Raw genomic sequence first — 22,795 nt, 5'->3', positions numbered from 1 at the left:
CTAGCTTATTGTGGCAGGGAGAAAGGAGTGGGATCAGTCCAGGGTTTTTCACCACACACCAAGGCTGCTACTAGGCTGGCACTACCTGGTCCCATCGTGAGTCCGTAGCGAAAATGCCCGGTATTGAGGTAAAGGTTTTCTACTGCAGGATGCGGGCCGATGACAGGCAGGTTTTCAGGGGTGCCGGGGCGTAATCCGCTCCAGTGCTTGATGATGGGCTGGTGTTGTAGTTCGGGCAACAGGGCTTCTGCCTTGGCACGTATTTCATCGCGTACGCTATCAGTGGTGGATGCATCAAAGCCGACGTCTTCCAGGGTGCTACCAGCCAGCAGATAGCCATCCTGGCGCGGCACTAAATAGAAATCTTCACGGAAGACCACAGTGCTGGGGTTGTGCTCAGGTTTGTACAACAGGATTTGCCCACGCATGGGCTTGATTTGCAGTTTGCTTGCTACTTCTTTTAGTAGCTCAAAGCTCCATGCGCCAGAAGTCACGATGAAATGGTCGGCTTCCAGCCATTCGCCGGTTGTGGTCTGCCATGATTTCAGACGAGTAGTGTCTTGGGGTAGTGGCTTGAGCTCAGTGTGTTCAAGCAACCTGACATGATGGTTTTCTAGCCATGTGCGTAAGGCGTGCATGAGGCAGGGTGGGCGAACCTGGTTGATTTCGGGTAGCCACAGAGCGTGGTCGCCACTTGGTGATGTGATGCCGAAGGCTGCGACGCTAGCTTCTTCGACCTTGACTTGGTAACGCTTACACCAAGCCAGTGCGGCCTCATGGTCAAATGGGGGCAATAACAGAAAGCCAGAATTCAGCATCTGCGGATCGATGCCGGTTTCCTTGAGCAGGCGCGAGCAAATATCGGCATAGCGTGAAGCGCCGTAATGCGTGAGCGTATTGACATGATCTGAATACATCCACGGCAATAGCGGAAACATGATGCCTGTGCCGGCCCAGGAAGATTCTCCTGATGTTTGGCTGGCAATCTTGTTGCGCTCGACAATGGTAACTTTACAGCCTCTGGCAACCAACTCCATCGCGGTTAAGCAACCAACAATGCCTCCGCCTGCAATCAGTACGTGCTGGCTCATGCGTAGTATTTCCGGGAGTTGGGATAAGGGCGGCGGTCAAGCTTAAATAAATTAATCACGCAAAAATTATGCCGACTTTGCCGGCATATCCTTTATTCAGGGAACATTCCCTTTTATACTTGGCACATATGGGAATTTCCAAGTTAAAGACAAGCAATAGCGCAACTGCACCACTGCAACTGGCGCGCGAGGTATTGTCCATCGAGGCGCGAGAGGTCCAGGCATTGGCCGAGCGCCTGGATGAGAGCTTCGTCAACGCAGTCGAGCTTATTTTACAATGCCGGGGCCGAGTTGTCGTGACCGGCATCGGCAAGTCCGGTCATATCGGTAACAAGATCGCCGCGACGCTTGCGAGCACTGGTACCCCCGCTTTTTTTATGCATCCTGCCGAGGCCAGCCATGGTGACTTGGGCATGATCACGCAGGATGACGTGGTGATTGCCTTGTCCAACTCGGGCGAGGCGGATGAGTTGCTGGCGCTACTGCCGCCCTTGAAACGTATTGGCACGCCTATTATCAGTATTTCAGGGAATCGTCATTCGACCCTATCCAAGGCAGCCGCTGTTTTCCTTGATGCTCACGTGACCCAAGAGGCGTGCCCGCTAGGCTTGGCACCTACGGCCAGTACCACAGCTGCGCTGGCCTTGGGTGATGCCTTGGCGGTGACCTTGCTTGATCAACGCGGATTCTCTCGCGAGGATTTTGCGCTGGCGCACCCTGGTGGCTCCATTGGTCGACGCTTGTTGCTGCATGTGCAAGACGTGATGCGTAGTGGCGATGATGTGCCTGGAATACCTCGCGCCAGCAGTCTCAAAGATGGCTTGCTGGAAATGTCGCGCAAGGGCTTGGGCATGACGGCCGTGCTCAATGAGGCAGGTAAGCCTGTCGGGATTTTCACGGATGGTGATTTGCGCCGTGCTTTTGAGGCCGGGATTGATATTCACGGCACTAGCATGGGTGATGTGATGCATGCTGACCCGCAGACGATTGCGCCCGAACAATTGGCAGTCGATGCCGTGGCATTAATGGAGCAATATTCAATTAGCAGCCTGCTGGTCGTTGATCAGCAAGGTAACCTGGTCGGCGCACTCAATATGCACGACCTCTTGATGGCAAAGGTGGTATAGAACGTGGTTTCAGTAGAAGAGCGCGCAAAGCGCATCAAGGTAGCAGTGTTCGATGTGGATGGTATTTTGACCAATGGTGGCTTAATGCTGGGTGATGATGGCCTGGAATACAAAGTGTTCCATTCACAGGATGGCCTGGGCATGAAGATGCTCAAGAACACTGGCATCCGCATGGCGTACATCACAGGGCGCAAGTCCAATGTCGTGGTCAAGCGTGCCGAGAACACTGGCGTCAGCATTATCTACCAGGGCATTGATGACAAGCTTGAGGCGTTCAACGACTTGCTGGAAAAGCAGGGGGTTTCTGCCGAGGAATGCCTGTTCATGGGCGATGACGTCATCGATATCCCGCCCATGCGACGTGCTGGCCTGGCGATCACCGTGCCGCATGCCATGCCGCTGGTGAAGGAATATGCCCACTACACGACCGAGCGCCAGGCAGGGTTTGGTGCGGTGCGTGAGGTCTGTGAGATGCTGATGAAGGCGCAAGGCACGTTTGATGCCCAAATGGCGCCTTATTTGAAATAATCAAGCGATATGCAAGGACGTACCAACACCATCCTGTTTCCACTAGCCGTGCTGGGCCTGTTGGCCTTGATCACGCTGTGGATTGACCGCACGGTGCAGCCGCCGGAGCCGCGCGTGGATGGCAGTACACGTCATGACCCGGATTACATCCTCAATAATTTTGTCACCACCAAGACCGATGCGACGGGAGCGATTAGCCATATCCTCAAGGCATCTGAAATGCGGCATTACCCAGATGATGACAGTACCGAGCTGACCAATCCACATTTTACCCAGTTTGGCGTTGGCAAGCCGACGACGACGATTGAGGGCAAGCGAGGCCATGTGTCCAGCAAGGGCGATGTGGTCGAGTTCCGCGATGATGTGCGCGTGGTCAGGCCCGCCTTTGCTGACCGTCCAGAGATGACGTTGACAACGCAATACCTGCGCGTGGAGCCGGATAAGGAAATCGCATCTACTGACCAGCCAGTGGTCATTACCCAGGGGCCAAAGAGCGTCGTGCACGCGGTGGGGATGTATTACGACAAGAAGAATCAAACCATCCAGCTCAATAAGCGAGTGCGTAGCCATTATGAGCGCCCTGCGGCCAAGCCGCAGGCAAGTAAGCCCAAGGCTGCCAGTAAGCCTAGGCAGGTTGCCGCCAAGCCAGCGGCCAGCAAGTCCAGCAAATCTACCCCAGCCGGGAATAGTAAAAATGCCAAGCAGCCAACTAAAACCAAATAGAACGATATTCTTCAGCGGAGACCCTATGCGCAACTTGCGTTGTTCCTTATTGCCTGCCCTATTGATCGGCATGTTGTCAGCGACTGCCTATGCCGAAAAGGCAGACCGGGATAAGCCGATCGAGTTGGAGGCTGATTCGGTACAGGTGAATGATGCAAAGAAGACCAGTACCTATACCGGCAATGTGATCCTGACCCAGGGTACATTGGTGATCCGTGGCGACAAGCTGGTTGTGCGTGAAGATAAGGAAGGCTTTCAACACAGCACCTCTTATGGCAACCCAACCACTTTCAAGCAGAAGCGTGACGGCAAGAACGAATACATGGAAGGCAGTGGTCAGCGGATAGAGTATGATGGACGCATGGACAAGGTGCAGTTATTCACTAAGGCATGGGTCAAGCGCGGCGAGGATATCGTGCACGGCGACTACATCATGTATGACGCCAATGCTGAATATGCCGAGGTGATCAGCGGTGGCTCCCAGGCGGCGACACCTGCAACGCCTACAGGACGTGTGCGCGCCATTATTCAGCCCAAGAAGAAGCCAGCCACAGAGACTCCCTGAAACTGATGATAAGCGCAGTGGTCTGGTGATAAAGGGGCCAGGGTACTGTGTTTGATTAGAGATGGCATCGATAGATATTGCATAAATGAGTGAATTAATCGTAGAAGGTTTGCGCAAGAAATATAAGTCCCGCACGGTGGTGCAGGATATTTCGCTGCAACTCAATAGTGGTGAAGTGGTGGGCTTGCTGGGGCCAAACGGCGCGGGTAAAACCACCAGTTTCTACATGATGGTGGGCTTGGTCCCTCTGGATGGCGGACGCATTTTGCTCGACGGCAAGGATTTGAGCCGCATGCCTATCCATCAGCGTGCACGCATGGGATTGGCCTATCTTCCTCAGGAACCGTCAATCTTCCGCAAGATGACGGTGACGGAAAATATCCAGGCGATCCTTGAGTTGCAGGACATGACGGCTGAGCAGCAAAAGGAGCAGCTTGAATCTCTGCTGCAAGAGCTCCATATCACCCATATACGCAACAGCATGGCGGTGAGCCTGTCCGGCGGCGAGCGTCGCCGCGTGGAAATTGCCCGATGCTTGGCCACCAACCCCAGCTTTATCTTGCTGGATGAGCCTTTTGCCGGGATTGACCCAATTGCGGTGTTGGATATTCAGAAGATCGTACGTTTTCTGACTGAGCGTAACATCGGCGTGTTGATCACTGACCATAATGTGCGTGAAACATTGGGTATCTGTGATCGGGCTTACATCGTGAATGAAGGCCGTGTCTTTGCATCAGGCAAACCCGGCGAGATCATCCATAACGAAAGTGTCAGAGAAGTTTACTTGGGCAAGGATTTCCGCCTGTAGTCAAAGCAGAATTAGAGAGATGAAACAAAGTCTACAGCTAAAATTTTCCCAGAACCTGGCATTGACGCCGCAGTTGCAGCAGTCGATCAAGCTGTTGCAACTGTCTTCGCAGGAGCTTAACCAGGAGTTGGAGTCGCTGTTGCAGGCCAACCCATTACTGGAGCGTGTTGATGGCCCTGATGGTGCGGCTGAAATGTCGGAAAGTTATAGCCCCACACCGGATGTCGCGGTAGCTACGCCAGCTAGCGATACACCTGCGCCTGCGAGCGAAGATGTGCCACGTGTTGATGAATTTGGTGGTGGCGATGATTATTTTGAATCTTTCCAGGGCAGCAACCGCTGGGAAGAGGGCGGTTCCAACAATGATGATGACAATGACTTCAGCTTCCAGGAGGCAGTCAATCTCACCCTGCGCGAGCACCTGTTAAGTCAGATCAAGCTACTGCCGTTGTCTGAGCGTGACCAAACGCTGGCAATGGTGCTGGTGGATGCCATCAATGATGATGGTTACCTTGAGCAATCCCTGGAAGAGCTGGCAGAACTGATGCCGGAAGAGCTGGAAATAGACCAGCTGGAGCTGGAAACAGCGCTCAAGCATATCCAGAACCTTGATCCGCCCGGTATCGGTGCACGTAACTTGGCAGAGTGCCTTGCGCTGCAACTGCGTGCGCTGCCAGAAGATACGCCTTATGTTGATCTGGCCATCAAGGTTGCCGAGCAACATTTGCCCTTGCTCGCGAGCCGCGACTACACACGCTTGCGTAAGCTGTTGCATTGCGATGACGATGTGCTGAAAACCGTGCAGCAACTGGTGACCCAGCTTAATCCTCGTCCAGGCGGAGAGTTCAGCCATATCACCTCGGATCATTACATCCAGCATGAGATCGTGGTGAAGAAGATCAAGGGCATCTGGATTGCCAGCCTCAATGATGAGGTCGTGCCTAAGTTGCGTATCAATCAGCTGTATGCCGGTATCCTGAAACGCAACCGCGATAGTTCGAGTCAATATCTCATGAGCCAGATGCAAGAGGCAAAGTGGATGATCAAGAACATCCAGCAGCGCTTCTCCACCATCTTGCGCGTGTCGCAGGCGATTGTAGATAGGCAACGCAACTTTTTCGAGCACGGTGAAGTAGCGATGCGCCCATTGGTGCTGCGCGAGATTGCCGACGAACTTGGTTTGCATGAGTCCACTGTTTCACGCGTGACAACGCGCAAGTACATGCTCACACCACGTGGTGTCTACGAATTGAAGTATTTCTTCGGCAGCCATGTGGCGACAGAATCGGGCGGGGCGTGCTCTGCCACGGCGATTCGTGCGTTGATCAAGCAGATGGTGAGCGAGGAAAACCCGAAAAAACCACTGTCTGATAACCAGATTACCGACATCCTTGGCAAACAAGGCATAGTTGTTGCAAGAAGAACCATAGCGAAATACCGCGAGTCTCTACAGATACCCGCGGCCAACCAGCGCAAGTCGCTTTGATTTGCGCGTTTTTCAAGTAAGGAGAGCGTTATGAATTTGCATCTGACCGGACATCATCTCGACGTTACACCAGCTCTGCGCGAATATGTGCAGTCCAAGCTGGCCCGACTCAGCAATCACTTTGATCATGTGATCGACCTCAAGGTGACGCTGAGCGTGGAGAAGCTGGTGCAGAAGGCGGAAGCCACCTTGCATGTGCCGGGCAACGACCTGCACGCTGAATGCGGGGCAGAAAGCATGTATAGCGCGATTGACTCGTTGGCTGACAAGCTGGATCGCCAGGTAGTGAAGCACAAGGAAAAAGTCAGCAACCATAATCAGGCATCTGGAGGCCTCAAGCACCAGCAGGCAGTTGAATAACTCCCATTGAAATGCTGCAAAAGAGTGCCAGATCAATGATTCATGCATGGATTTGGTACTCTGGCAGCCAGTTTCCTCCCTTGTTTTCCTCCAAGGTATTAAGCACACATGGCTGAAATCAGTGTTACCCAGCTCTACAAGGATACGCGCCGCAAACTCAAGCTGAAATGGGTATCAGGGTTAGCTGGCGGTGATAACCCCCTCACGAGTGAAACGGTGACCAAGCCATCACTGGCCTTGGTTGGACACCTGAATTTTGTGCATCCCAACCGTGTACAAGTGCTGGGATGTGCCGAAATGGATTATTTGCGCAGTCTCAAGACGCGCGAATTGCTCCAGGCGATCAAGAATCTGTTTTCTGCTGACCTGGCCGCGATTATTGTCGCCAATGGCGAAGAGGCTCCGGATGAATTGGTGGCAGCCTCGGATGAATTTAGCACGCCCTTGTTTACCTCCCCGTTGCGTAGCCCTGGCCTGATGGATGTGTTGAGCCACTACCTTGCGCAAGCGGTTGCTGCATCGGAAAGCCAGCATGGTGTTTTTATGGAGGTGCAGGGCTTTGGCTTGATGATCAAGGGCACGCCAGCCATTGGTAAAAGCGAATTGGCGCTGGAGTTGATTTCACGCGGCCATCGGCTGGTTGCCGATGATATTGTCGATTTTTATCGTATTGCGCCTGACCGGCTCGAAGGGCGTTGCCCGCCGTTACTGCAGGATTTTCTCGAAGTGCGTGGGCTGGGCGTACTGAATATCCGTGCCTTGTTTGGCGATAACGCTGTCAAGCCAACCAAGCCCTTGGATCTCATCGTGCAACTGGAAATGGCCGATACCATGGTGCCGCTAGATCGGCTCAAGATTAAATCCCAACATGAGCAAATCCTCGATGTGAAAGTCCCCAAGGTGGTGATCCCGGTGGCTGCCGGGCGCAATATTGCGGTATTGGTCGAGGTGGCCGTGCGTAATCATATGCTCTTGCTGCGTGGCATCAACGGCACCAAGCAGTTCATGCAGCGCCAGCATCGTGAAATGGCGCGCACGGCAAGAAAGCTCAAACACCAGGCGGATTAATCCATGCAGCTCGTTATCGTTACCGGTCTCTCAGGCTCAGGCAAGAGCATCGTACTCAAGTTGCTGGAAGACAGCGGCTATTATTGCATCGATAACCTGCCTGCCACCTTGTTGCCACAAACCTCTGAGCACTTGAGCCAGGTGCAGCATGAGCGAGTGGCGATCAGCATTGATACCCGTAGTGCCTCACTGGAGGCCTTGCCTGGCAATATTCGCAAGCTCAAGAGCGAAGGCATCGATGTGCAGGTATTGTTCCTTGAGGCCAATGTCGAGACACTGGTCAAGCGCTACAGCGAGACGCGCCGCCGCCACCCGTTGAGCAACGACACCAGCACCTTGGCTGAAAGCATCAGCTACGAGCGCCATCTGTTGGAGCCTTTGGTTGACATGGGGTTGCGTATCGATACCAGCAACCTTAGCGCCAATGCCTTACGCCATTGGGTCAAGGAATTTGTTACCCAGAAAAATGGCGAGTTGATCTTGCTGTTCTCTTCTTTTGGCTTCAAGCATGGCATTCCGCTAGATGCGGATTATGTCTTTGACGTACGTTGCTTGCCCAATCCTTATTACGATGTCGAGCTCAGGCCGCAAACCGGGCAGGATAAGCCAGTGTGCGATTTTCTTGAGCAGCACGAGAGCGTGCACGATATGTATCACGATATTCGCCATTTCATTGAGCGTTGGTTGCCTGGCTTTATTGCTGATAACCGCAGCTACCTGACAGTAGCGATTGGTTGCACTGGAGGTCAGCACCGGTCGGTCTACCTAGCAGAGCGATTGGCACGTTATTTTCGCCATCAGCAACATCGTGTGCTGGTGAGGCACCGGTCATTGGAGCAGCATTAGCGTGGTCTGCAACATGCAGGTAGCCACATTGCCACAACAGGAAGCAAGAGCATGATAGGAATACTCATCATCGCCCACGGTACGCTGGGTGAAAGCCTGATTCACTGTGCAAGCCATGTCATGGGCTCGCGCCCGCCATTATTGCGGCAACTTGGTGTGGGCACTCATGATGATCCAGGCGGCTTGTTGCCACAGGCGCAACAGATGATCAGGGAGCTGGACGAAGGGCAGGGGGTGCTGATACTTTCTGATATCTACGGTGCCACGCCTTGCAACCTGGTGACCAATCTGTTGATTCCCGGCCATGTCGAAGGCGTAGCCGGGGTTAACCTGCCCATGCTGGTGCGTGCGCTCACCTACCGGCAGGGCAACAACATCATGACCCTGGTTGATAAGTCCATCAGCGGTGGACGTGACGGGGTCGTACATTTTTCCAAGGACGCATGTCAGCATCATGATTAAACAAGAAATAGAAATCATCAACAAACTGGGTTTGCATGCCCGTGCATCGACCAAGCTGACGCAGACCGCCAGCCAGCATGCCAGTGAAATCTGGATAGAGCGCAATGGCCGCCGGGTCAATGCCAAGAGCATCATGGGCGTGATGATGCTGGCGGCCAGCAAGGGCAGCAAGGTGACGCTGGAAACTAACGGCAGCGACGAACAGGCCGCCATGGATGCGCTGGTCAAGCTCATCAATGACCGTTTTGGCGAACCAGAATAATATCCATCATGTTTTTCCTCTCCCCTCAGGAATAACCCGATTATGGCCCAGAGTAACAAGGTCAGTTTCTCCATGCACGGTGTTGGTGTGTCCGGCGGCATCGCCATCGGCAACGCCCACCTGGTCACCAACGCCCTCGTGGAAGTGGTGCATTACCAGATCCCGAAAAAGGCCCTGGTGGCCGAGATTATCCGCTTCGAGAAAGCGCTGGAGCGCGTCAGGCAAGACCTACAGGCTGTGCGTGAGCAATTGCCCGCCAATGCCCCGGCCGAGCTGGATGCCTTTATCAACACGCATTTGATGATTCTCTCCGACAAGCACCTGTCGGAAGAGCCCAAGGCCATCATCGAGCAGGAGCTGTGCAATGCGGAATGGGCCTTGAAGCAGCAGATGCAGGAGCTGGTGGCGCAGTTCGAACTGATCGAGGATGAATACCTGCGCGAGCGCAAGCAGGATGTGGTGCAGGTGGTGGAGCGCATCATCAAGGTATTGCTCGGCCATCCCAGCGAGGCGGTGCGGCCCGATGAAAGTGCGCAGATCCTCGTCGCCTACGACGTATCTCCTGCCGATGCCATCCAGTTCAAGCATCACCATTTTGCCGCCTTCATCACCGATGTTGGCGGTGCCACCTCGCATACCGCCATCCTGGCACGTAGCCTCAGCATTCCTTCGATTGTGGCGTTGCATCGCGCCCGCGATCTGATCCGCGATGGCGAGTTGATTATCGTCGATGGCAACCATGGCATCGTCATCGTCAACCCGGACAAGGATACCCTGGCGGAATATCGCCTGCGGCAGGAAGAATGGGAGCTGGAGCAGCAAAAGCTCAAGCGCCTCAAGCTGACCAAGGCCGTGACGCTGGATGGTGTTGAGGTTGAGCTGCATGCCAATATCGAGGTGCCCGCCGACGTGGCCAAGGCCAAGGCGGTGGGCGCGAGCGGCATAGGCCTGTACCGCACCGAGTTCCTGTTCATGAACCGGCGCGAGATGCCGGACGAGGAGGAGCAGTTTGCAGCCTATCGTACCGTGGCGGAAACCATGAAGGGCATGGCGGTGACGATACGCACGCTGGACCTGGGTGCCGACAAGCAGATGAACCCGGATGCTGCACGTAGCTGCACCAACCCGGCCCTAGGCTTGCGCGCGATTCGCCTGTGCCTGTCCGAACCGCAGATTTTCCATACCCAGTTGCGGGCCATTTTGCGTGCCTCACATTATGGCAAGATCAAGATATTGATCCCCATGCTCTCTTCCCTGTTCGAGTTGCGCCAGACCGTGACTCACTTGGAACGCGCCAAGGAGAGCCTGCGGGCGGAAAACATCCCCTTCGATGAAGAGATCAAGCTGGGCGGCATGATAGAGATTCCCGCCGCGGCCATTAATGCCGAGGCATTCGCGCGCGAGCTGGATTTCCTCTCCATCGGCACCAATGACCTGATCCAGTATTCATTGGCCATCGACCGTACCGATGACTCAGTCTCCCATCTTTACAAGCCCGCGCATCCTGCCGTGCTCAAGCTGATCGAGATGACGATCAAGGCAGGTAACAAGCTGGGCAAGCCGGTTTCCGTCTGCGGCGAGATGGCCGGTGACCTGCATTTCACCCGCTTGCTGCTCAGCATGGGTTTGCGCCAGTTTTCCATGCATCCCTCTCATGTGCTCACCATCAAGCGCCAGGTGCTGCAAACCGAGCTGGAGGCCATTATCCCGCTGACGCGCAAGATCATGAATGCCTACGATATCGACAAGATCGAACCTTTGCTGGAAAAACTCAATCAATAGTTCATCTATTGCTGTTTCGGTCATTTATTGTTGAAGGGAATGCACCATGACCAACTTGATTCCAGTGCCCAGTGCCGACGAAAAGAATATCGCCGTCGTCACCCATCTCGGCGGCACGGTATTCAGCGTGTTTCCTGCGCTTATCGTCTGGTTGCTGAAAAAGGATAGCAGCCCCTTTATCGCCGAACAGGCGCGCGAGGCGCTGAATTTCCAGATCACCCTCTTGATAGGTTATGCCATCAGCTCCATATTGATGGTAATCCTCGTCGGTTTCGTGCTGGCTGGCATCCTCTGGATTGCCAACCTCATCCTCTGCGTGCTGGCCGCGATTGCTGCCAGCCAGGGCCAGGAATACCGTTACCCGTTTACATTGCGATTGATTAGTTAAGGATGCCAAGTGAGTATTGCCAATAACCCATTGCTGGATTTCTCCGGCCTGCCACAGTTCGACCAGGTCAAGGCTGAACACGTCACCCCTGCGGTGGATCACTTGCTGCAACAGGGCAAGGCCCTGGTCGAAACGCTGGTGGCAGATAGCACGCCACCCACATGGGACAACTTCGTGCGGCCGCTGGAAGATTTCGAGGAGCAGATCTCCCGTGCCTGGTCGCAAGTCGGCCACCTCAATGCCGTGGTCAACAGCCCCGAACTGCGCGAAGCCTACAACGACAATCTGCCCAAGCTCACCGCCTTCTACGCCGACCTGTCGCAGGACGAGCGGCTCTATGCCAAGTTCCGTGCCATCAAGGCTAGCGCTGCTTATGAGCAGCTCAATACCGCACAGCGCAAGATCGTCGATAACGAGCTGCGCGACTTCCGTCTCGGTGGCGCCGAATTGCCGGAAGACAAGAAAGCCCGTTTCAAGGCCATCCAGGAAGAGCTTTCCACCCTGGCCGCCAAGTTCGAGGAAAACCTGCTCGATACCACCAACGATTACGCCTTGTTCATTGAGGATGAAACCCAGCTCAAGGGTATCCCGGAAGATGCCTTGCAAGCAGCGGCAGAAGCTGCCCAGGCCGATGAAAAGCCCGGCTGGAAATTCACCCTGCAATTCCCTTCCTACATGCCTGTCGTGCAATATGCCGACAATCGCGCGCTGCGCGAAACGCTCTATCGCGCCTATGCCACCCGCGCGTCCGAGTTTGGCAAGCCAGAGTGGGACAACACTGATTTGATCCGCAAGATTCTTACCTTGCGCCACGAGGCTGCGGTTGTACTCGGTTACAACAACTACGCAGAGACATCACTGGCAACCAAGATGGCAGAAACGCCTGCCCAGGTAGAAGAGTTCCTCAACAACCTTGCACAGCGCGCCAAGCCTTTCGCCGAGCGTGACGTGCAAGAGCTCAAGCAATATGCTGCCGATAAACTCGGCCTTACCGACCTGCAAGCCTGGGATATTGCCTATGCCTCCGAGAAGCTGCGTGAAGATAAATACGCCTTCTCCGATCAAGAAGTGAAGCAATATTTCCCTGAACAGCAAGTGCTGCAAGGCTTGTTCAAGGTCACCGAGACCATCTTCGGCCTGCAAGTACGCAAGCAGGAAGCACCAGTCTGGCACAAGGATGTCAGCTTCTACGAAATCACTACCCCGGCCGGCGAACCAATCGGCCAGTTCTACCTTGATCTCTATGCCCGCAACAACAAGCGCGGCGGTGCTTGGATGGATGAAGCGATCACCCGACGCAGGAAGTCACACGGCATCGAGATTCCCGTGGCCTACCTGACCTGCAATTTCTCTGCACCCGTGGGAGGCAAGCCTGCGTTATTCACGCATGATGAAGTCATCACCATGTTCCATGAATTTGGTCATGGCCTGCATCATATGCTGACCCAGGTTGAGGATTATGGCGTCTCCGGTATCAAGGGCGTGGAGTGGGATGCTGTTGAGTTGCCCAGCCAATTCATGGAGAACTTCTGCTGGGAGTGGGATGTGCTGCGTCACATGACCAAACATGTCGACACAGGCGAGCATTTGCCTAAAGCCTTGTTTGACAAAATGGTCGCTGCCAAGAACTTCCAGGCTGGTATGCAGACCGTGCGCCAGATCGAGTTCTCCCTGTTCGACATGCGTTTGCATGCCGATTTCAGCGAGTACGACACCACGACAGCACTGACCTTGATCGAAGCCATCCGCGACGAAGTCGCCGTCGTGCGTCCACCCAAGTGGAACCGCTTCCCCAACAATTTCTCACATATTTTTGCTGGAGGTTATGCCGCTGGCTATTACAGCTACAAATGGGCAGAAGTCCTTTCTGCTGATGCATATAGTATGTTCGAGGAAAACGGTGTGTTATCCGCAGAGGCTGGCAAGCGTTTCTGGAACGAAATATTGGCCCAAGGTGGTTCACGACCAGCGCTGGAATCATTCATTGCGTTTAGGGGCAGGGAGCCCAGTATCGATGCCTTGCTTAGGCATAACGGCATGACGGCTTAAGGTGAGATACGGCGCAATATCTGCTGGTGATTGCGCCGTATGTGATGTAAGAGTTTCAGTAGCAGTTTTCTGCGCACATAGGTTAAGCTCTTCCCCTTCATCGATTTCACTAGGCATGTCATGGCGCTCAAATCCACTGTATTCAAGGCTAATCTGCAGATTGCGGATATGGAGCGGCATTATTACAACGATCATGCGTTGACCTTGGCGCGGCATCCTTCCGAGACGGATGAGCGCATGATGGTGCGCTTGCTGGCGTTTGCTCTGAATGCACATGAGCTATTGGCTTTTGGTCAGGGCATGACGGATGGTGATGAGGCGGATATCTGGCGCAAAGATCTCACCGGCAGGATAGAGCAGTGGATTGACGTGGGGTTGCCCGATGAGCGATTGATCCGCAAAGCGTGTGGCCGCGCAGATGAGGTGCTGTTGTATGCTTATGGTGGCCGCACGGCAGAGATGTGGTTTGAACAGAACAGGAGCGCGTTGGCGAAGCTGAAGCAGGTAAGCGTATTCAACCTGCCGCAAGAGCAGACCAAGGCGCTGGCAGAGATGGCGCAACGCACGATGAGCCTGCAATGCACTATACAAGATGGCCAGATATGGCTAAGCGATGGTGAACGTAGTGTCGAAGTGCAATGTGAAAAGTGGCAATAATCCCGCCTTAATGCAATAACGTGATCTTGCTGGCAGTGGCTTATGCTTTGGCAAAGCTGCCTTGTTCTGCATCTCTCAGCATGTTTATCAGGTCTGCGCCTTTCAATGCCAAGGCATAACCCAGTACCCCGCTGCCGATTACGACAGTCTCATAGTCTTTCACACTGTTATCCACCATCACCTTGAGGCCTAGTGGCAGGGCAATCGGTGGTACGGCACCGACGACATAGCCAGTTGCTTCTGGTACCTCATCATATTCCGCCATACGCAGCTTGCGTTCGTTGAGATGGCTGCGCAGGGTGGCCCAATCGGCACGCCCACCGCCTGCGACAGCCAGCAGAATGAACTGTTCAGACCCCGTACGGAACAGGACGCTGCGCACCACGGATTTTGGGTCCAGCCCTTCACTTTCCAATAATTCTTCCAGGTTGCGCACGGGTTTCTTGTCTTCACTCAAGGGAATGGCGATGACGCTGTAGGGAATAGCCTTTGTCTTTAGCAACTCGGTGACGGGAGAGGTGAGTGAGATCATGATGTTCCTGATTGCATGATGTGATGCTGGGAATTTACCTTAATTTTGCAGATTGATGGGGTTTGGTTAATGCAGTGGCGCTATGGAATTACGGTATGATCAGAATGAAATCTTGTCATCTCAACTCTGAAAATCTCACCATGTTGGCCAGCATACGCCCATACCTGATTGCCATTTGCCTGATGCTCTACGCGCAGGTGAAAGCCTATGCTGCGATAGAAGAGTCTGTCGTGCGGCTGGACACCGCGAGCGGTACGCTAGAAGGCACCCTCTTGGTACCCGAAGCCAAGCCTAGCATGCCGGTAGTGTTATTGGTGGCTGGCTCCGGCCCGACAGACCGGAATGGCAACCAGCCTGGCCTGCATCACAACGCCTTGTTGTTATTGGCGCAGGGCCTGGCGCAGTACGGCATTGCCAGCTTGCGTTACGACAAGCGCGGTGTGGGACAGAGCATCAGTGCTGCCACCAAGGAAGAAGATCTGCGCTTTGAGCATTATGTGACTGATGTGCGGGACTGGATCACATGGTTGGGCAGGGATAAGCGCTTTGGCAAGATGACGCTGCTTGGCCATAGCGAGGGAGCATTACTGGGGATGCTGGCAGCGCAGCGTAGTCGCGTGGCACAGGTGGTGCTGATCGGCAGCCCGGGCCGTGCTGCCAGTGATGTGCTGGAAAGGCAACTGGCTGAGCAGCCTGTCGAGATACAAACCTTGGCATTCCCTGTGCTCAAGCAGTTGCGACAAGGCAGGCGGGTAGCTACTGTCAATCCGGCCATAGTTGCCTTGTTCCGCCCGAGTGTGCAGCCTTACCTGCTATCGTGGTTTAAGTATGACCCAGCCAACGAAATTGCTAAGCTGAAGGTTCCGGTGCTGGTATTACAGGGGACCAATGATCTCCAGGTGAGCGCAGAAGATGCTGCGTTGCTAGAGATTGCTAACCCAGAGGCAACGGTGATCATGATGGAGGGGATGAACCATATCCTCAAGCTTTCGGTACCGGATCGCGCACAAAATTGGAACACCTATAATCAGCCAGAGTTGCCGGTGATGCCAGAGCTGGTCAACTTGGTAGCGCGTTTTGTGATCCAGTCCGGTAGGCTTGGCAATCAGTAGTGTTCAAGAGCAGGCTATTGCGGTGTGATCACTGTGATGGCGAGATGGCAAAACCAAGAATATTTCCAAAACTGTATCAAACTGCTTGTCTAGCAATAGGTGTCCGTTATTTTCCAGGAGTAGTTTTACATGCATTACCCGCTTGGCACGATTATTCTCTACGCTCGCAATATGCAAGCCACCGCTGATTTCTATTGTCGTCATTTTGGTTTTACTACTACAGGTGAGGCTCATGAGGGCTTGATTGAACTGTTTGCTCCGGCTGGTGGTGCAGGTATTCTGGTGCATCAGGCCGCCAAGTCCGTGAAGTTGGGGCAGGTTGGCGTCAAATTGTCATTTCATGTCGAGGACATCACGGCATTTATCCGGCAGGCAGGAGAAAATGGGCTGGAGTTTGGGCCCTTGCACCAGGCAAATGGCTATTCTTTTGCTAACGCGAAAGACCCAGACCAAAATGCCATCAGCATTTCGAGCCGTGCTTTTCGGCATCACTAACGTTACTGCCAAGGATTATCCATGTTGAAAGTTATCGCCCAGGATTTCATCAAGCCTGAATACATTGACCAAGTGCGCCCCTTGTATAAAGAGTTAATTGAGAAAACCCGGCAGGAGCCCCTATGTATTTCCTATGCCTTGTTTACCAATCAGAAAGATCCAGGACACTTTGTGTTTGTGGAAGAGTGGCCAGATAAAGCAGCTTTGGATACACATTGCCAGACAGAACATTTCCAGCGTTTGGTGCCAGCTATTGCGCAATATCAACGTCAAGAAGCGACATTCTTACTGATGGATGCATTTGTAGATCAAGGCATGCAGCCTTAGTCGCCATCTATGACAGATAACACCGTGATCAAGTCTGGGTTGCATCCGCGTAATCAGCATCGCCAGCGCTATGATTTTGCCTTGCTGATAGAGGCACATCCCGTGCTGGCAGCTTTTGTCAGGCTGAATGAATATCAGGATGCCAGCATTGATTTTGCCGATGCGAGAGCAGTCAAAACACTGAATCAGGCGCTGCTTAAGCAATACTATGGGATTGCAGAATGGGATATTCCGCCGCAATTTCTCTGCCCGCCGATTCCGGGTAGGGCTGATTATGTACATTACCTTGCCGACCTGCTGGCTGCAGGCAATGGTGGCAAAATCCCTCGTGGCGAAAGTGTGCGTGTGCTGGATATTGGGGTTGGCGCCAATCTTGTGTACCCCATCATCGGCCAGCGTGAATACGGTTGGTCTTTTGTCGGTGCTGACATTAATACCGCAGCCTTGAAGAACGCAGAGCGTATTATCGCGGCCAATGCCGGGTTGGACCGGGTGATCGCCCTACGTTCTCAGCGTAATGCACAGAAGATATTTACCGGGGTGGTACAACCGGGAGAGCATTTTGACCTCACCATGTGCAATCCGCCATTTCATGCCTCACAGGCAGAGGCCACAGCGGGAACGCAACGCAAATGGCAGAACCTGGAACGTAACCGGTGCAAGCCAGCCCGCAAAATATCCAACTCATCCGCGCCCAAGCTCAACTTTGGCGGACAGGCGGCCGAGCTTTACTGTGATGGCGGTGAAGAGGCTTTTATCAGCTGCATGGTGAGCGAGAGCGCCACGATTGCCGGGCAATGCCTGTGGTTTACTACCTTGGTATCCAAGGCCACCACATTGCCTGCGGTTTACCGTGCATTGAGAGCCGTGGGCGCAGTGAAGGTCAAGACGGTGGAGATGGCACAGGGACAAAAGAAAAGCCGCTTTGTCGCCTGGACCTTTCTTGATCAGGCAGCCCAGCGTGCATGGGGCCGCGAGCGCTGGTAAACGGTGTCACCATGATTTACTAGAATAGCTAACAAAACTCAGCAAAGCGCTCCTAGCTAGCCGCTCTGCCGCAGGCAGTACAAATGAGAGTGCGACAAGGCAGGGCAACAACGCCAAGAGAGTTTTGTTCGTCGTTCTAAGCCATACGGCTGATGGTATTGCGGAAACGCGTCAGCGAGACGATAAACAGCACGGTGCCAATCAACAACAGTGCCAGGAATGAGCTCCACACTACATCAATACCCGCACCACGGAACAATATCGCCTGCCCCAGCTCCACGAAATGCGTGGTGGGTGCTAGCAGCATGATGTTCTGCACAAACTCTGGCATGCTTTCGCGCGGCGTGAGGCCACCGGAAAGCATCTGCAATGGCAGCAGGGTCAGGATCATCAGCATGCCAAACTGCGGCATGTTGCGCGCCAATGTCGCCATGAAGATGCCCATTGATGTGGTGGCGAACAGGTGCAGGGTGGCACCCAGCAAGAACAGTGCTATCGAGCCATGGATAGGGACGTGTAGCAAACCTTGCACTACGAAGAGCAAAGAGCATGTCGAGGCGACCAAGACCACCAGTGCCATAGACCAAACCTTGGCCAGCATGATCTCGGTTGGCGTGACAGGCATGACCAGCAAGTGCTCAATGGTGCCATGCTCGCGCTCACGGATCAGCGCTGCGCCGGTGAGGATGATAGAGAGCATGGTGATGTTGTTGATGATTTCGTTCATGGCGCCAAACCACGCCTGGATCAGGCTGGGGTTGAAGCGCATGCGCAGTGACAGCTCTACCGGGAGGGTCGCTGTGCTGCGGTAGCGCTGCACGAATTCATTCACTTCGGTCAGCACGATCTCCTGAATATAGCGATTGCCGGAAAAAGCCTGCGACATGCGCGTGGCATCCACATTAAGTTGCAACGCGGGCGATTTACCCGCCAGCACGTCGCGCTGGAAATTGGGCGGGATATGCAGGGCAAACGTGTAGTCGCCTGCATCCATGCCTGGGTCGATCTGGCTCTGCGTGATCAGCGGCGGCGTGGAAAAATGCGGCGGATAGAATGCAGAAACAATACGTGCGGACAAGGGTGAAGCATCTTCGTCGACGATGGCAATCGGCGCTTTGTGCAGGGTTTCTGGTATTGCCGTGGCTGAGCTGTAGATCATGATGGTGAAGGTGTAACCGATCAATACCAGCATGATCGGGTCACGAATCAGGCTCCAGAGTTCCTTGACGCCAAGCCGGTAGATGTTGGCTAGGTGGCGCATAGGACAATCCTCGCAATAGGTTGTCTGGTCATCAGGGGTGTGCTCATGTCATTTATCCTGCTTTCTTAACAGCAGGATGGACATCACCAGGATGACGGGAATGGCCGCCAGCATCGGCCAGAATGAAGCATGCAGGTCAGAGAAATCCAGTGCCTTGCTGAAAACGCCGCGGGTGATGATCAGCATATAGGTTGTGGGGTAAATCTCGCCCACAATCCGGCCTGCGCCTTCCAGGGAAGATACCGGGTTGAGCATGCCGGCAAACTGTACTGAAGGGACGATGGAAACGATCATCGTAAAAAACAGTGCAGCAATCTGGCTCCGGGTAAACGTGGATGCGAGCAGGCCAATGCCGGTGGCGACAATGCAATAGATAAAAGCTGCCAGCGTCAGCGTGGCGAAGCTACCCTTGATTGGCACATCGAATACCGTCACGGCCAGCAATGCCATCAGCAGGAAATTCAGCATGGCGAGCGCGACATAAGGCAATTGCTTGCCGAGCAAGAACTCGGTGCGGGTGACCGGCGTCACGTAAAGGTTGATGATGGAGCCTAGTTCTTTCTCTCGCACCACGGACAATGCTGCCAGCATGGCTGGCAGCATGAGCAGTAATAGTGGAATGACCGCAGGCACCATGGCGGGCAGGCTGCGTACGTCGGGGTTGTAGCGGTAGCGTGTCTCTATTCTGGCTGCGCTAGCGAGCGTGACACCCAGGCGTTCCTGCGCTTGTTGTTGCAGCCATTGCTGGTGCATGCCCTGCACATAACCTTGTACTGTCTCAGCGCGCTGGGGCATTGCGCCATTCACCCAGGCACCAATCTCGGCACGCTGTCCGCGCTGCACATCGCGGGCAAATCCCGGGGGTATCTCGATGGCAAGGGAAAGTTCGCCACTACGCATGCGTTTGTCCATCTCTTGATAGTCGCTGATAGGCGGCTGTTCGATGAAATAACGCGAGCCGGAAAGGTTGAGCGCGTAGTTCTGGCTCAGCGTCGTCTGGTCACGATCCAGCACGGCATAGGTCAGGTCTTCGACATCCATGCTGATGCCAAAGCCCATGACAAACATGAGCAGCATCGAGCCTGCCAGGGCGAGGCCACCGCGTACTGGGTCGCGCTGCAGTTCCAGCATTTCGCGCCAGAGGTAGCTGAACATACGGTTCAGGCTAAAAAAACGATGTGGAACATGCTGTGCGGTGTGTTCGATATTAGGCGTTGCATGTTCGACTGGTTGGGCCTTGTCGGTGCCACCACCGGCTTCCACCAGATAGTCGATGAATGCCTGCTCCAGCGTATCAGCATTGCGCTGTGCGACGATGTTGGCGGGTGTGTCGCTGACCAGTACCTTGCCCGCATGCATCAGCGACATGCGGTCGCAACGTTCGGCCTCGTTCATGAAATGGGTGGAAATGAAGATAGTGACCCGGTCACGGCGCGACAGCTCGATCAAGAGTCGCCAGAAATTATCGCGGGCGACTGGGTCAACGCCGGAAGTCGGCTCATCCAGAATCAGCAACTCCGGTTTGTGCACCATGGCCACTGCCAATGACAATCGCTGGCGGATGCCAAGCGGCAAGCCATCTGGCAGGCTATCGAGCGCTTCTTCCAGCGCGAATCGTTGCACCATTTCATCCACGCGTGCGGGAATATCTATCTCGGGTACATGGAACAGTCGGGCATGCAGCACCAGATTCTGTCGGACAGTCAACTCGGTGTAGAGCGAAAACGCCTGCGACATGTAGCCGACCCGGCGGCGGGTGTCGATATCCCTGGGGTCGATCTTATGCCCGAATAGCCATGCTTGCCCTTCGCTGGCCGGTAGCAGGCCGGTGAGCATTTTCATGGTGGTGGATTTGCCGCAGCCGTTAGAGCCAAGGAAGCCGAAAATCTCGCCGCGGCGGATGCGGAAGCTGACATGGTCGACGGCGACGAAATCGCCAAAGCGCATGGTGAGGTCTTTGGCTTCGATAGCAATGTCCGCGTCGCTGCCATCACCCTCTGGCAATGGTGGGATCGTGACTTGTTGGTGACCTTGTTTCTTTTCTTCAGGCAGCAGGGCGATAAATGCGGTTTCCAGCGAAGTGCTGCCCGTACGTTCTAGCAGTTCCAGTGGTGTGCCTGTCGCCAATACCTGACCGTCATCCATCGCTACCAACCAGTCAAAGCGTTGCGCCTCGTCCATATAAGCCGTGGCAACGATGACGCTCATGCTGCTTCTTTCCTGACGGATGCGCTCGATCAGGTCCCAGAACTGGGCGCGGGCGAGCGGATCGACGCCAGTGGTAGGCTCGTCGAGGATCAACAGATCCGGGTCGTGAATCAGCGCGCAGCACAATCCGAGCTTTTGCTTCATGCCGCCGGAAAGTTTGCCCGCCGGACGGTCGAGGAATTTCTGCAAACCGGTGCTGCGCGTCAGGTCATCAATGCGCCGCCTGCGCTCCTTGGCATCGTGTCCGAACAGGCGACCAAAAAATTGCAGGTTTTCTTCCACTGACAATGTTGGGTACAGGTTCTTGCCCAGGCCTTGTGGCATATAGGCAATACGCGGACACACATGATCGCGATGCTGTTTGCTGGACATATCCCCGCCCAGCACCTTTACCCTACCTGCCTGTACTGCCCTGGCACCCGCTACCAGCGATAACAGGCTGGATTTACCTACACCATCGGGGCCTATCATGCCCACCATGCATCCGGCAGGAATGTTCAGGCTGATACCATCAAGTGCTGAGATCTTGCCATAGTGCAGGCTGACTTCCTGCAATTGGACGACAGTTGCTGATTGCGGCTGGGTGTTGCTCACTCTGGTACTTTCACCGCCAGTTCAGCAGGCCATTGCGCCTGGTTATCCACCTTGACCCAGGCTACGCCGGGTAGGCCTGTCTTGACTTGTTTCAGGTGTTTTTGCAGTAACTCACGGTCAATCTGTGCCTTGACGCGGAACATCAGCTTTTGCCGCTCGCTCTCGGTTTCTACAGTTTTGGGCGTGAATTGGGCAGTGCTGGCTACAAACGAGATCGTGGCTGGGATGACATATTGCGGCGCGGCATCGAGGATAATACGTGCCTCGGCACCCATGGCCAGCTTGCCTGCAGCGGCTTCGGGCAGGAAGAAGGTCATGTAGACATCCGAGAGGTCAACCAGATTGAGCACCTTGCCACCACCGGCAAGTACTTCACCTGGCTGTGCCACGCGATATTGCACGCGTCCATCGCGTGGCGCAATGAGTTGGCTGTCCGTGATGTCGGCCTCTATGCGGGCGATGGTGGCCTGCGCAGCAGCCACGGTGGAATTAGTACCGATCACCTGTGCCTTGGCTGCATCAATCGCGGCTTGAGCCGCAGTCACTTGTGCCTTAGCCGCCTCGACAGCGGCCTGTGCGCTGCGTACTCGCGCACGGTCGTCATCCAGCTCCTGGATGGATGAAGCACCTTCTGCCGAGAGTGTCTCAGAGCGTGCCAAGCGGCGTTGAGCGGCATCTAGCTCGCTTTCGCGCTGTGCCACTAGTGCCTGCGTCGCACGCTTGTCGCTTTCGCGCAGGGCGACCTGTGCTTGGGCAGCCACCACGCTGTTAAGTGCTTGCTGGTGTTGTGCGCGGGCTTCATCGCGTTGTGCATCCAGCACTTGCACCTGCATTTTGGCAAGCGGTTGTCCTGCTTGCACAAAGTCTCCTTCATTGACCAGAATGTCATCAATACGGCCTGCTAATTTTGTGGCAACGTCAATTTCGATGGCTTCTATCCGTCCATTGCCACTGGCAAAACCTTCGAGATGGTCATTGCTGCTCATGGCCTGCCAGGCATAAAAGCCGGCGGCGGCCAGGGCGGCAATGATCACTAGCGGGGCGAATTTCTTGATTTTTGGGTTCATATGGCGTGAT

The 22,795-nt window shown here is 54.5% G+C and carries 24 protein-coding genes; 19 read left to right on the top strand and 5 right to left on the bottom strand.

What is annotated here, in order from left to right:
* Nucleotides 1–5: 5 nt before the first annotated feature.
* Nucleotides 6–1,091: an NAD(P)/FAD-dependent oxidoreductase gene (locus tag LG202_RS09475; protein WP_230348203.1), complete on the bottom strand. Its 1,086-nt coding sequence runs from the start codon at nt 1,089–1,091 to the stop codon at nt 6–8.
* 128 nt (nt 1,092–1,219) lie between these two features.
* Between LG202_RS09475 and LG202_RS09470 the strand changes: the two genes are divergently transcribed.
* From LG202_RS09470 to LG202_RS09400, 15 genes are all read left to right on the top strand, one after another.
* Nucleotides 1,220–2,218: a KpsF/GutQ family sugar-phosphate isomerase gene (locus LG202_RS09470; RefSeq protein WP_230348202.1), complete on the top strand. Its 999-nt coding sequence runs from the start codon at nt 1,220–1,222 to the stop codon at nt 2,216–2,218.
* 3 nt (nt 2,219–2,221) lie between these two features.
* On the top strand, nt 2,222–2,746 hold the full coding sequence (locus LG202_RS09465) for a KdsC family phosphatase (protein ID WP_230348201.1): 525 nt from the start codon (nt 2,222–2,224) through the stop codon (nt 2,744–2,746).
* A 9-nt stretch (nt 2,747–2,755) separates the two neighbouring features.
* On the top strand, nt 2,756–3,469 hold the full coding sequence (lptC, locus tag LG202_RS09460; RefSeq protein WP_230348200.1) for an LPS export ABC transporter periplasmic protein LptC: 714 nt from the start codon (nt 2,756–2,758) through the stop codon (nt 3,467–3,469).
* 25 nt (nt 3,470–3,494) lie between these two features.
* Nucleotides 3,495–4,034, top strand: coding sequence for a lipopolysaccharide transport periplasmic protein LptA (gene lptA, locus LG202_RS09455; RefSeq protein ID WP_400881621.1), 540 nt, complete (start codon nt 3,495–3,497; stop codon nt 4,032–4,034).
* A gap of 85 nt (nt 4,035–4,119) precedes the next feature.
* Complete coding sequence (gene lptB / locus LG202_RS09450) at nt 4,120–4,842, top strand: LPS export ABC transporter ATP-binding protein (protein WP_230348199.1); 723 nt, start codon at nt 4,120–4,122, stop codon at nt 4,840–4,842.
* Between the two features lie 19 nt (nt 4,843–4,861).
* A complete protein-coding gene (locus LG202_RS09445; protein ID WP_230348198.1) occupies nt 4,862–6,328 on the top strand; it encodes an RNA polymerase factor sigma-54 in 1,467 nt (488 codons plus the stop codon).
* Nucleotides 6,329–6,358: 30 nt separating this feature from the next.
* On the top strand, nt 6,359–6,688 hold the full coding sequence (gene hpf / locus LG202_RS09440) for a ribosome hibernation-promoting factor, HPF/YfiA family (protein ID WP_230348197.1): 330 nt from the start codon (nt 6,359–6,361) through the stop codon (nt 6,686–6,688).
* 108 nt (nt 6,689–6,796) lie between these two features.
* Nucleotides 6,797–7,756, top strand: coding sequence for an HPr(Ser) kinase/phosphatase (gene hprK, locus LG202_RS09435; RefSeq protein ID WP_230348196.1), 960 nt, complete (start codon nt 6,797–6,799; stop codon nt 7,754–7,756).
* A gap of 3 nt (nt 7,757–7,759) precedes the next feature.
* The gene (gene rapZ, locus LG202_RS09430) at nt 7,760–8,602 is read left to right on the top strand and encodes an RNase adapter RapZ (RefSeq protein WP_230348195.1); all 843 of its coding nucleotides are present in this window, start codon (nt 7,760–7,762) and stop codon (nt 8,600–8,602) included.
* Nucleotides 8,603–8,653: 51 nt separating this feature from the next.
* Nucleotides 8,654–9,064, top strand: a complete 411-nt coding sequence (locus LG202_RS09425) for a PTS sugar transporter subunit IIA (RefSeq protein WP_230348194.1) — start codon at nt 8,654–8,656, stop codon at nt 9,062–9,064.
* Entirely contained in the window at nt 9,057–9,326 is a 270-nt protein-coding gene (locus LG202_RS09420; protein ID WP_230348193.1) for an HPr family phosphocarrier protein, read from the top strand. Before LG202_RS09425 ends, LG202_RS09420 begins: the two co-directional genes overlap by 8 nt.
* Before the next feature lie 42 nt (nt 9,327–9,368).
* Nucleotides 9,369–11,108 carry a phosphoenolpyruvate--protein phosphotransferase gene (gene ptsP / locus LG202_RS09415; protein WP_230348192.1) on the top strand — a complete coding sequence of 580 codons (1,740 nt, stop codon included), beginning with the start codon at nt 9,369–9,371 and terminating at the stop codon, nt 11,106–11,108.
* 46 nt (nt 11,109–11,154) lie between these two features.
* Complete coding sequence (locus LG202_RS09410) at nt 11,155–11,496, top strand: DUF4870 domain-containing protein (protein ID WP_230348191.1); 342 nt, start codon at nt 11,155–11,157, stop codon at nt 11,494–11,496.
* 9 nt (nt 11,497–11,505) lie between these two features.
* The gene (locus LG202_RS09405) at nt 11,506–13,545 is read left to right on the top strand and encodes a M3 family metallopeptidase (protein WP_230348190.1); all 2,040 of its coding nucleotides are present in this window, start codon (nt 11,506–11,508) and stop codon (nt 13,543–13,545) included.
* Nucleotides 13,546–13,665: 120 nt separating this feature from the next.
* Nucleotides 13,666–14,202, top strand: coding sequence for a YaeQ family protein (locus LG202_RS09400; RefSeq protein ID WP_230348189.1), 537 nt, complete (start codon nt 13,666–13,668; stop codon nt 14,200–14,202).
* 40 nt (nt 14,203–14,242) lie between these two features.
* Here the strand turns inward: LG202_RS09400 and LG202_RS09395 are convergent, their stop codons facing one another.
* Nucleotides 14,243–14,734 carry an aminoacyl-tRNA deacylase gene (locus tag LG202_RS09395; protein ID WP_230348188.1) on the bottom strand — a complete coding sequence of 164 codons (492 nt, stop codon included), beginning with the start codon at nt 14,732–14,734 and terminating at the stop codon, nt 14,243–14,245.
* A 95-nt stretch (nt 14,735–14,829) separates the two neighbouring features.
* On the opposite strand from LG202_RS09395, the gene LG202_RS09390 reads away from it, so the two are divergent.
* From LG202_RS09390 to rlmF, 4 genes are all read left to right on the top strand, one after another.
* The gene (locus LG202_RS09390; protein ID WP_230348187.1) at nt 14,830–15,846 is read left to right on the top strand and encodes an alpha/beta hydrolase; all 1,017 of its coding nucleotides are present in this window, start codon (nt 14,830–14,832) and stop codon (nt 15,844–15,846) included.
* A gap of 129 nt (nt 15,847–15,975) precedes the next feature.
* Entirely contained in the window at nt 15,976–16,341 is a 366-nt protein-coding gene (locus LG202_RS09385) for a VOC family protein (RefSeq protein ID WP_230348186.1), read from the top strand.
* 21 nt (nt 16,342–16,362) lie between these two features.
* Complete coding sequence (locus tag LG202_RS09380) at nt 16,363–16,668, top strand: putative quinol monooxygenase (protein WP_230348185.1); 306 nt, start codon at nt 16,363–16,365, stop codon at nt 16,666–16,668.
* Nucleotides 16,669–16,677: 9 nt separating this feature from the next.
* On the top strand, nt 16,678–17,655 hold the full coding sequence (gene rlmF, locus LG202_RS09375; protein WP_230348184.1) for a 23S rRNA (adenine(1618)-N(6))-methyltransferase RlmF: 978 nt from the start codon (nt 16,678–16,680) through the stop codon (nt 17,653–17,655).
* A 136-nt stretch (nt 17,656–17,791) separates the two neighbouring features.
* Here rlmF and LG202_RS09370 read toward each other — a convergent pair whose 3' ends face one another.
* The 3 genes from LG202_RS09370 to LG202_RS09360 are packed head-to-tail and all read right to left on the bottom strand — an operon-like array spanning nt 17,792 to nt 22,785.
* Entirely contained in the window at nt 17,792–18,916 is a 1,125-nt protein-coding gene (locus LG202_RS09370) for an ABC transporter permease (RefSeq protein WP_230348183.1), read from the bottom strand.
* Nucleotides 18,917–18,964: 48 nt separating this feature from the next.
* On the bottom strand, nt 18,965–21,718 hold the full coding sequence (gene rbbA, locus LG202_RS09365) for a ribosome-associated ATPase/putative transporter RbbA (RefSeq protein WP_230348182.1): 2,754 nt from the start codon (nt 21,716–21,718) through the stop codon (nt 18,965–18,967).
* The gene (locus tag LG202_RS09360; protein WP_230348181.1) at nt 21,715–22,785 is read right to left on the bottom strand and encodes an HlyD family secretion protein; all 1,071 of its coding nucleotides are present in this window, start codon (nt 22,783–22,785) and stop codon (nt 21,715–21,717) included. Before LG202_RS09360 ends, rbbA begins: the two co-directional genes overlap by 4 nt.
* Nucleotides 22,786–22,795: the final 10 nt, after the last annotated feature.

The sequence above is a fragment of the Methylobacillus methanolivorans genome (genome assembly GCF_054588515.1).
The sequence above is the reverse complement of the archived record's forward strand: the minus strand, read 5'-3'. Positions and strand labels throughout refer to the sequence as shown.

What these genes read in the sequence shown, in the direction of transcription:
- LG202_RS09360 (WP_230348181.1), bottom strand. Translation starts at nt 22,785, where the DNA reads ATGAACCCAAAAATCAAGAAATTCGCCCCGCTAGTGATCATTGCCGCC.
- LG202_RS09385 (WP_230348186.1), top strand. Translation starts at nt 15,976, where the DNA reads ATGCATTACCCGCTTGGCACGATTATTCTCTACGCTCGCAATATGCAA.
- ptsP (WP_230348192.1), top strand. Translation starts at nt 9,369, where the DNA reads ATGGCCCAGAGTAACAAGGTCAGTTTCTCCATGCACGGTGTTGGTGTG.
- LG202_RS09425 (WP_230348194.1), top strand. Translation starts at nt 8,654, where the DNA reads ATGATAGGAATACTCATCATCGCCCACGGTACGCTGGGTGAAAGCCTG.
- LG202_RS09370 (WP_230348183.1), bottom strand. Translation starts at nt 18,916, where the DNA reads ATGCGCCACCTAGCCAACATCTACCGGCTTGGCGTCAAGGAACTCTGG.
- lptB (WP_230348199.1), top strand. Translation starts at nt 4,120, where the DNA reads ATGAGTGAATTAATCGTAGAAGGTTTGCGCAAGAAATATAAGTCCCGC.
- lptA (WP_400881621.1), top strand. Translation starts at nt 3,495, where the DNA reads ATGCGCAACTTGCGTTGTTCCTTATTGCCTGCCCTATTGATCGGCATG.
- hprK (WP_230348196.1), top strand. Translation starts at nt 6,797, where the DNA reads ATGGCTGAAATCAGTGTTACCCAGCTCTACAAGGATACGCGCCGCAAA.
- LG202_RS09410 (WP_230348191.1), top strand. Translation starts at nt 11,155, where the DNA reads ATGACCAACTTGATTCCAGTGCCCAGTGCCGACGAAAAGAATATCGCC.
- hpf (WP_230348197.1), top strand. Translation starts at nt 6,359, where the DNA reads ATGAATTTGCATCTGACCGGACATCATCTCGACGTTACACCAGCTCTG.
- LG202_RS09475 (WP_230348203.1), bottom strand. Translation starts at nt 1,091, where the DNA reads ATGAGCCAGCACGTACTGATTGCAGGCGGAGGCATTGTTGGTTGCTTA.
- LG202_RS09400 (WP_230348189.1), top strand. Translation starts at nt 13,666, where the DNA reads ATGGCGCTCAAATCCACTGTATTCAAGGCTAATCTGCAGATTGCGGAT.
- LG202_RS09445 (WP_230348198.1), top strand. Translation starts at nt 4,862, where the DNA reads ATGAAACAAAGTCTACAGCTAAAATTTTCCCAGAACCTGGCATTGACG.
- lptC (WP_230348200.1), top strand. Translation starts at nt 2,756, where the DNA reads ATGCAAGGACGTACCAACACCATCCTGTTTCCACTAGCCGTGCTGGGC.
- LG202_RS09390 (WP_230348187.1), top strand. Translation starts at nt 14,830, where the DNA reads ATGATCAGAATGAAATCTTGTCATCTCAACTCTGAAAATCTCACCATG.
- LG202_RS09395 (WP_230348188.1), bottom strand. Translation starts at nt 14,734, where the DNA reads ATGATCTCACTCACCTCTCCCGTCACCGAGTTGCTAAAGACAAAGGCT.
- rapZ (WP_230348195.1), top strand. Translation starts at nt 7,760, where the DNA reads ATGCAGCTCGTTATCGTTACCGGTCTCTCAGGCTCAGGCAAGAGCATC.
- rlmF (WP_230348184.1), top strand. Translation starts at nt 16,678, where the DNA reads ATGACAGATAACACCGTGATCAAGTCTGGGTTGCATCCGCGTAATCAG.
- LG202_RS09420 (WP_230348193.1), top strand. Translation starts at nt 9,057, where the DNA reads ATGATTAAACAAGAAATAGAAATCATCAACAAACTGGGTTTGCATGCC.
- LG202_RS09470 (WP_230348202.1), top strand. Translation starts at nt 1,220, where the DNA reads ATGGGAATTTCCAAGTTAAAGACAAGCAATAGCGCAACTGCACCACTG.
- LG202_RS09380 (WP_230348185.1), top strand. Translation starts at nt 16,363, where the DNA reads ATGTTGAAAGTTATCGCCCAGGATTTCATCAAGCCTGAATACATTGAC.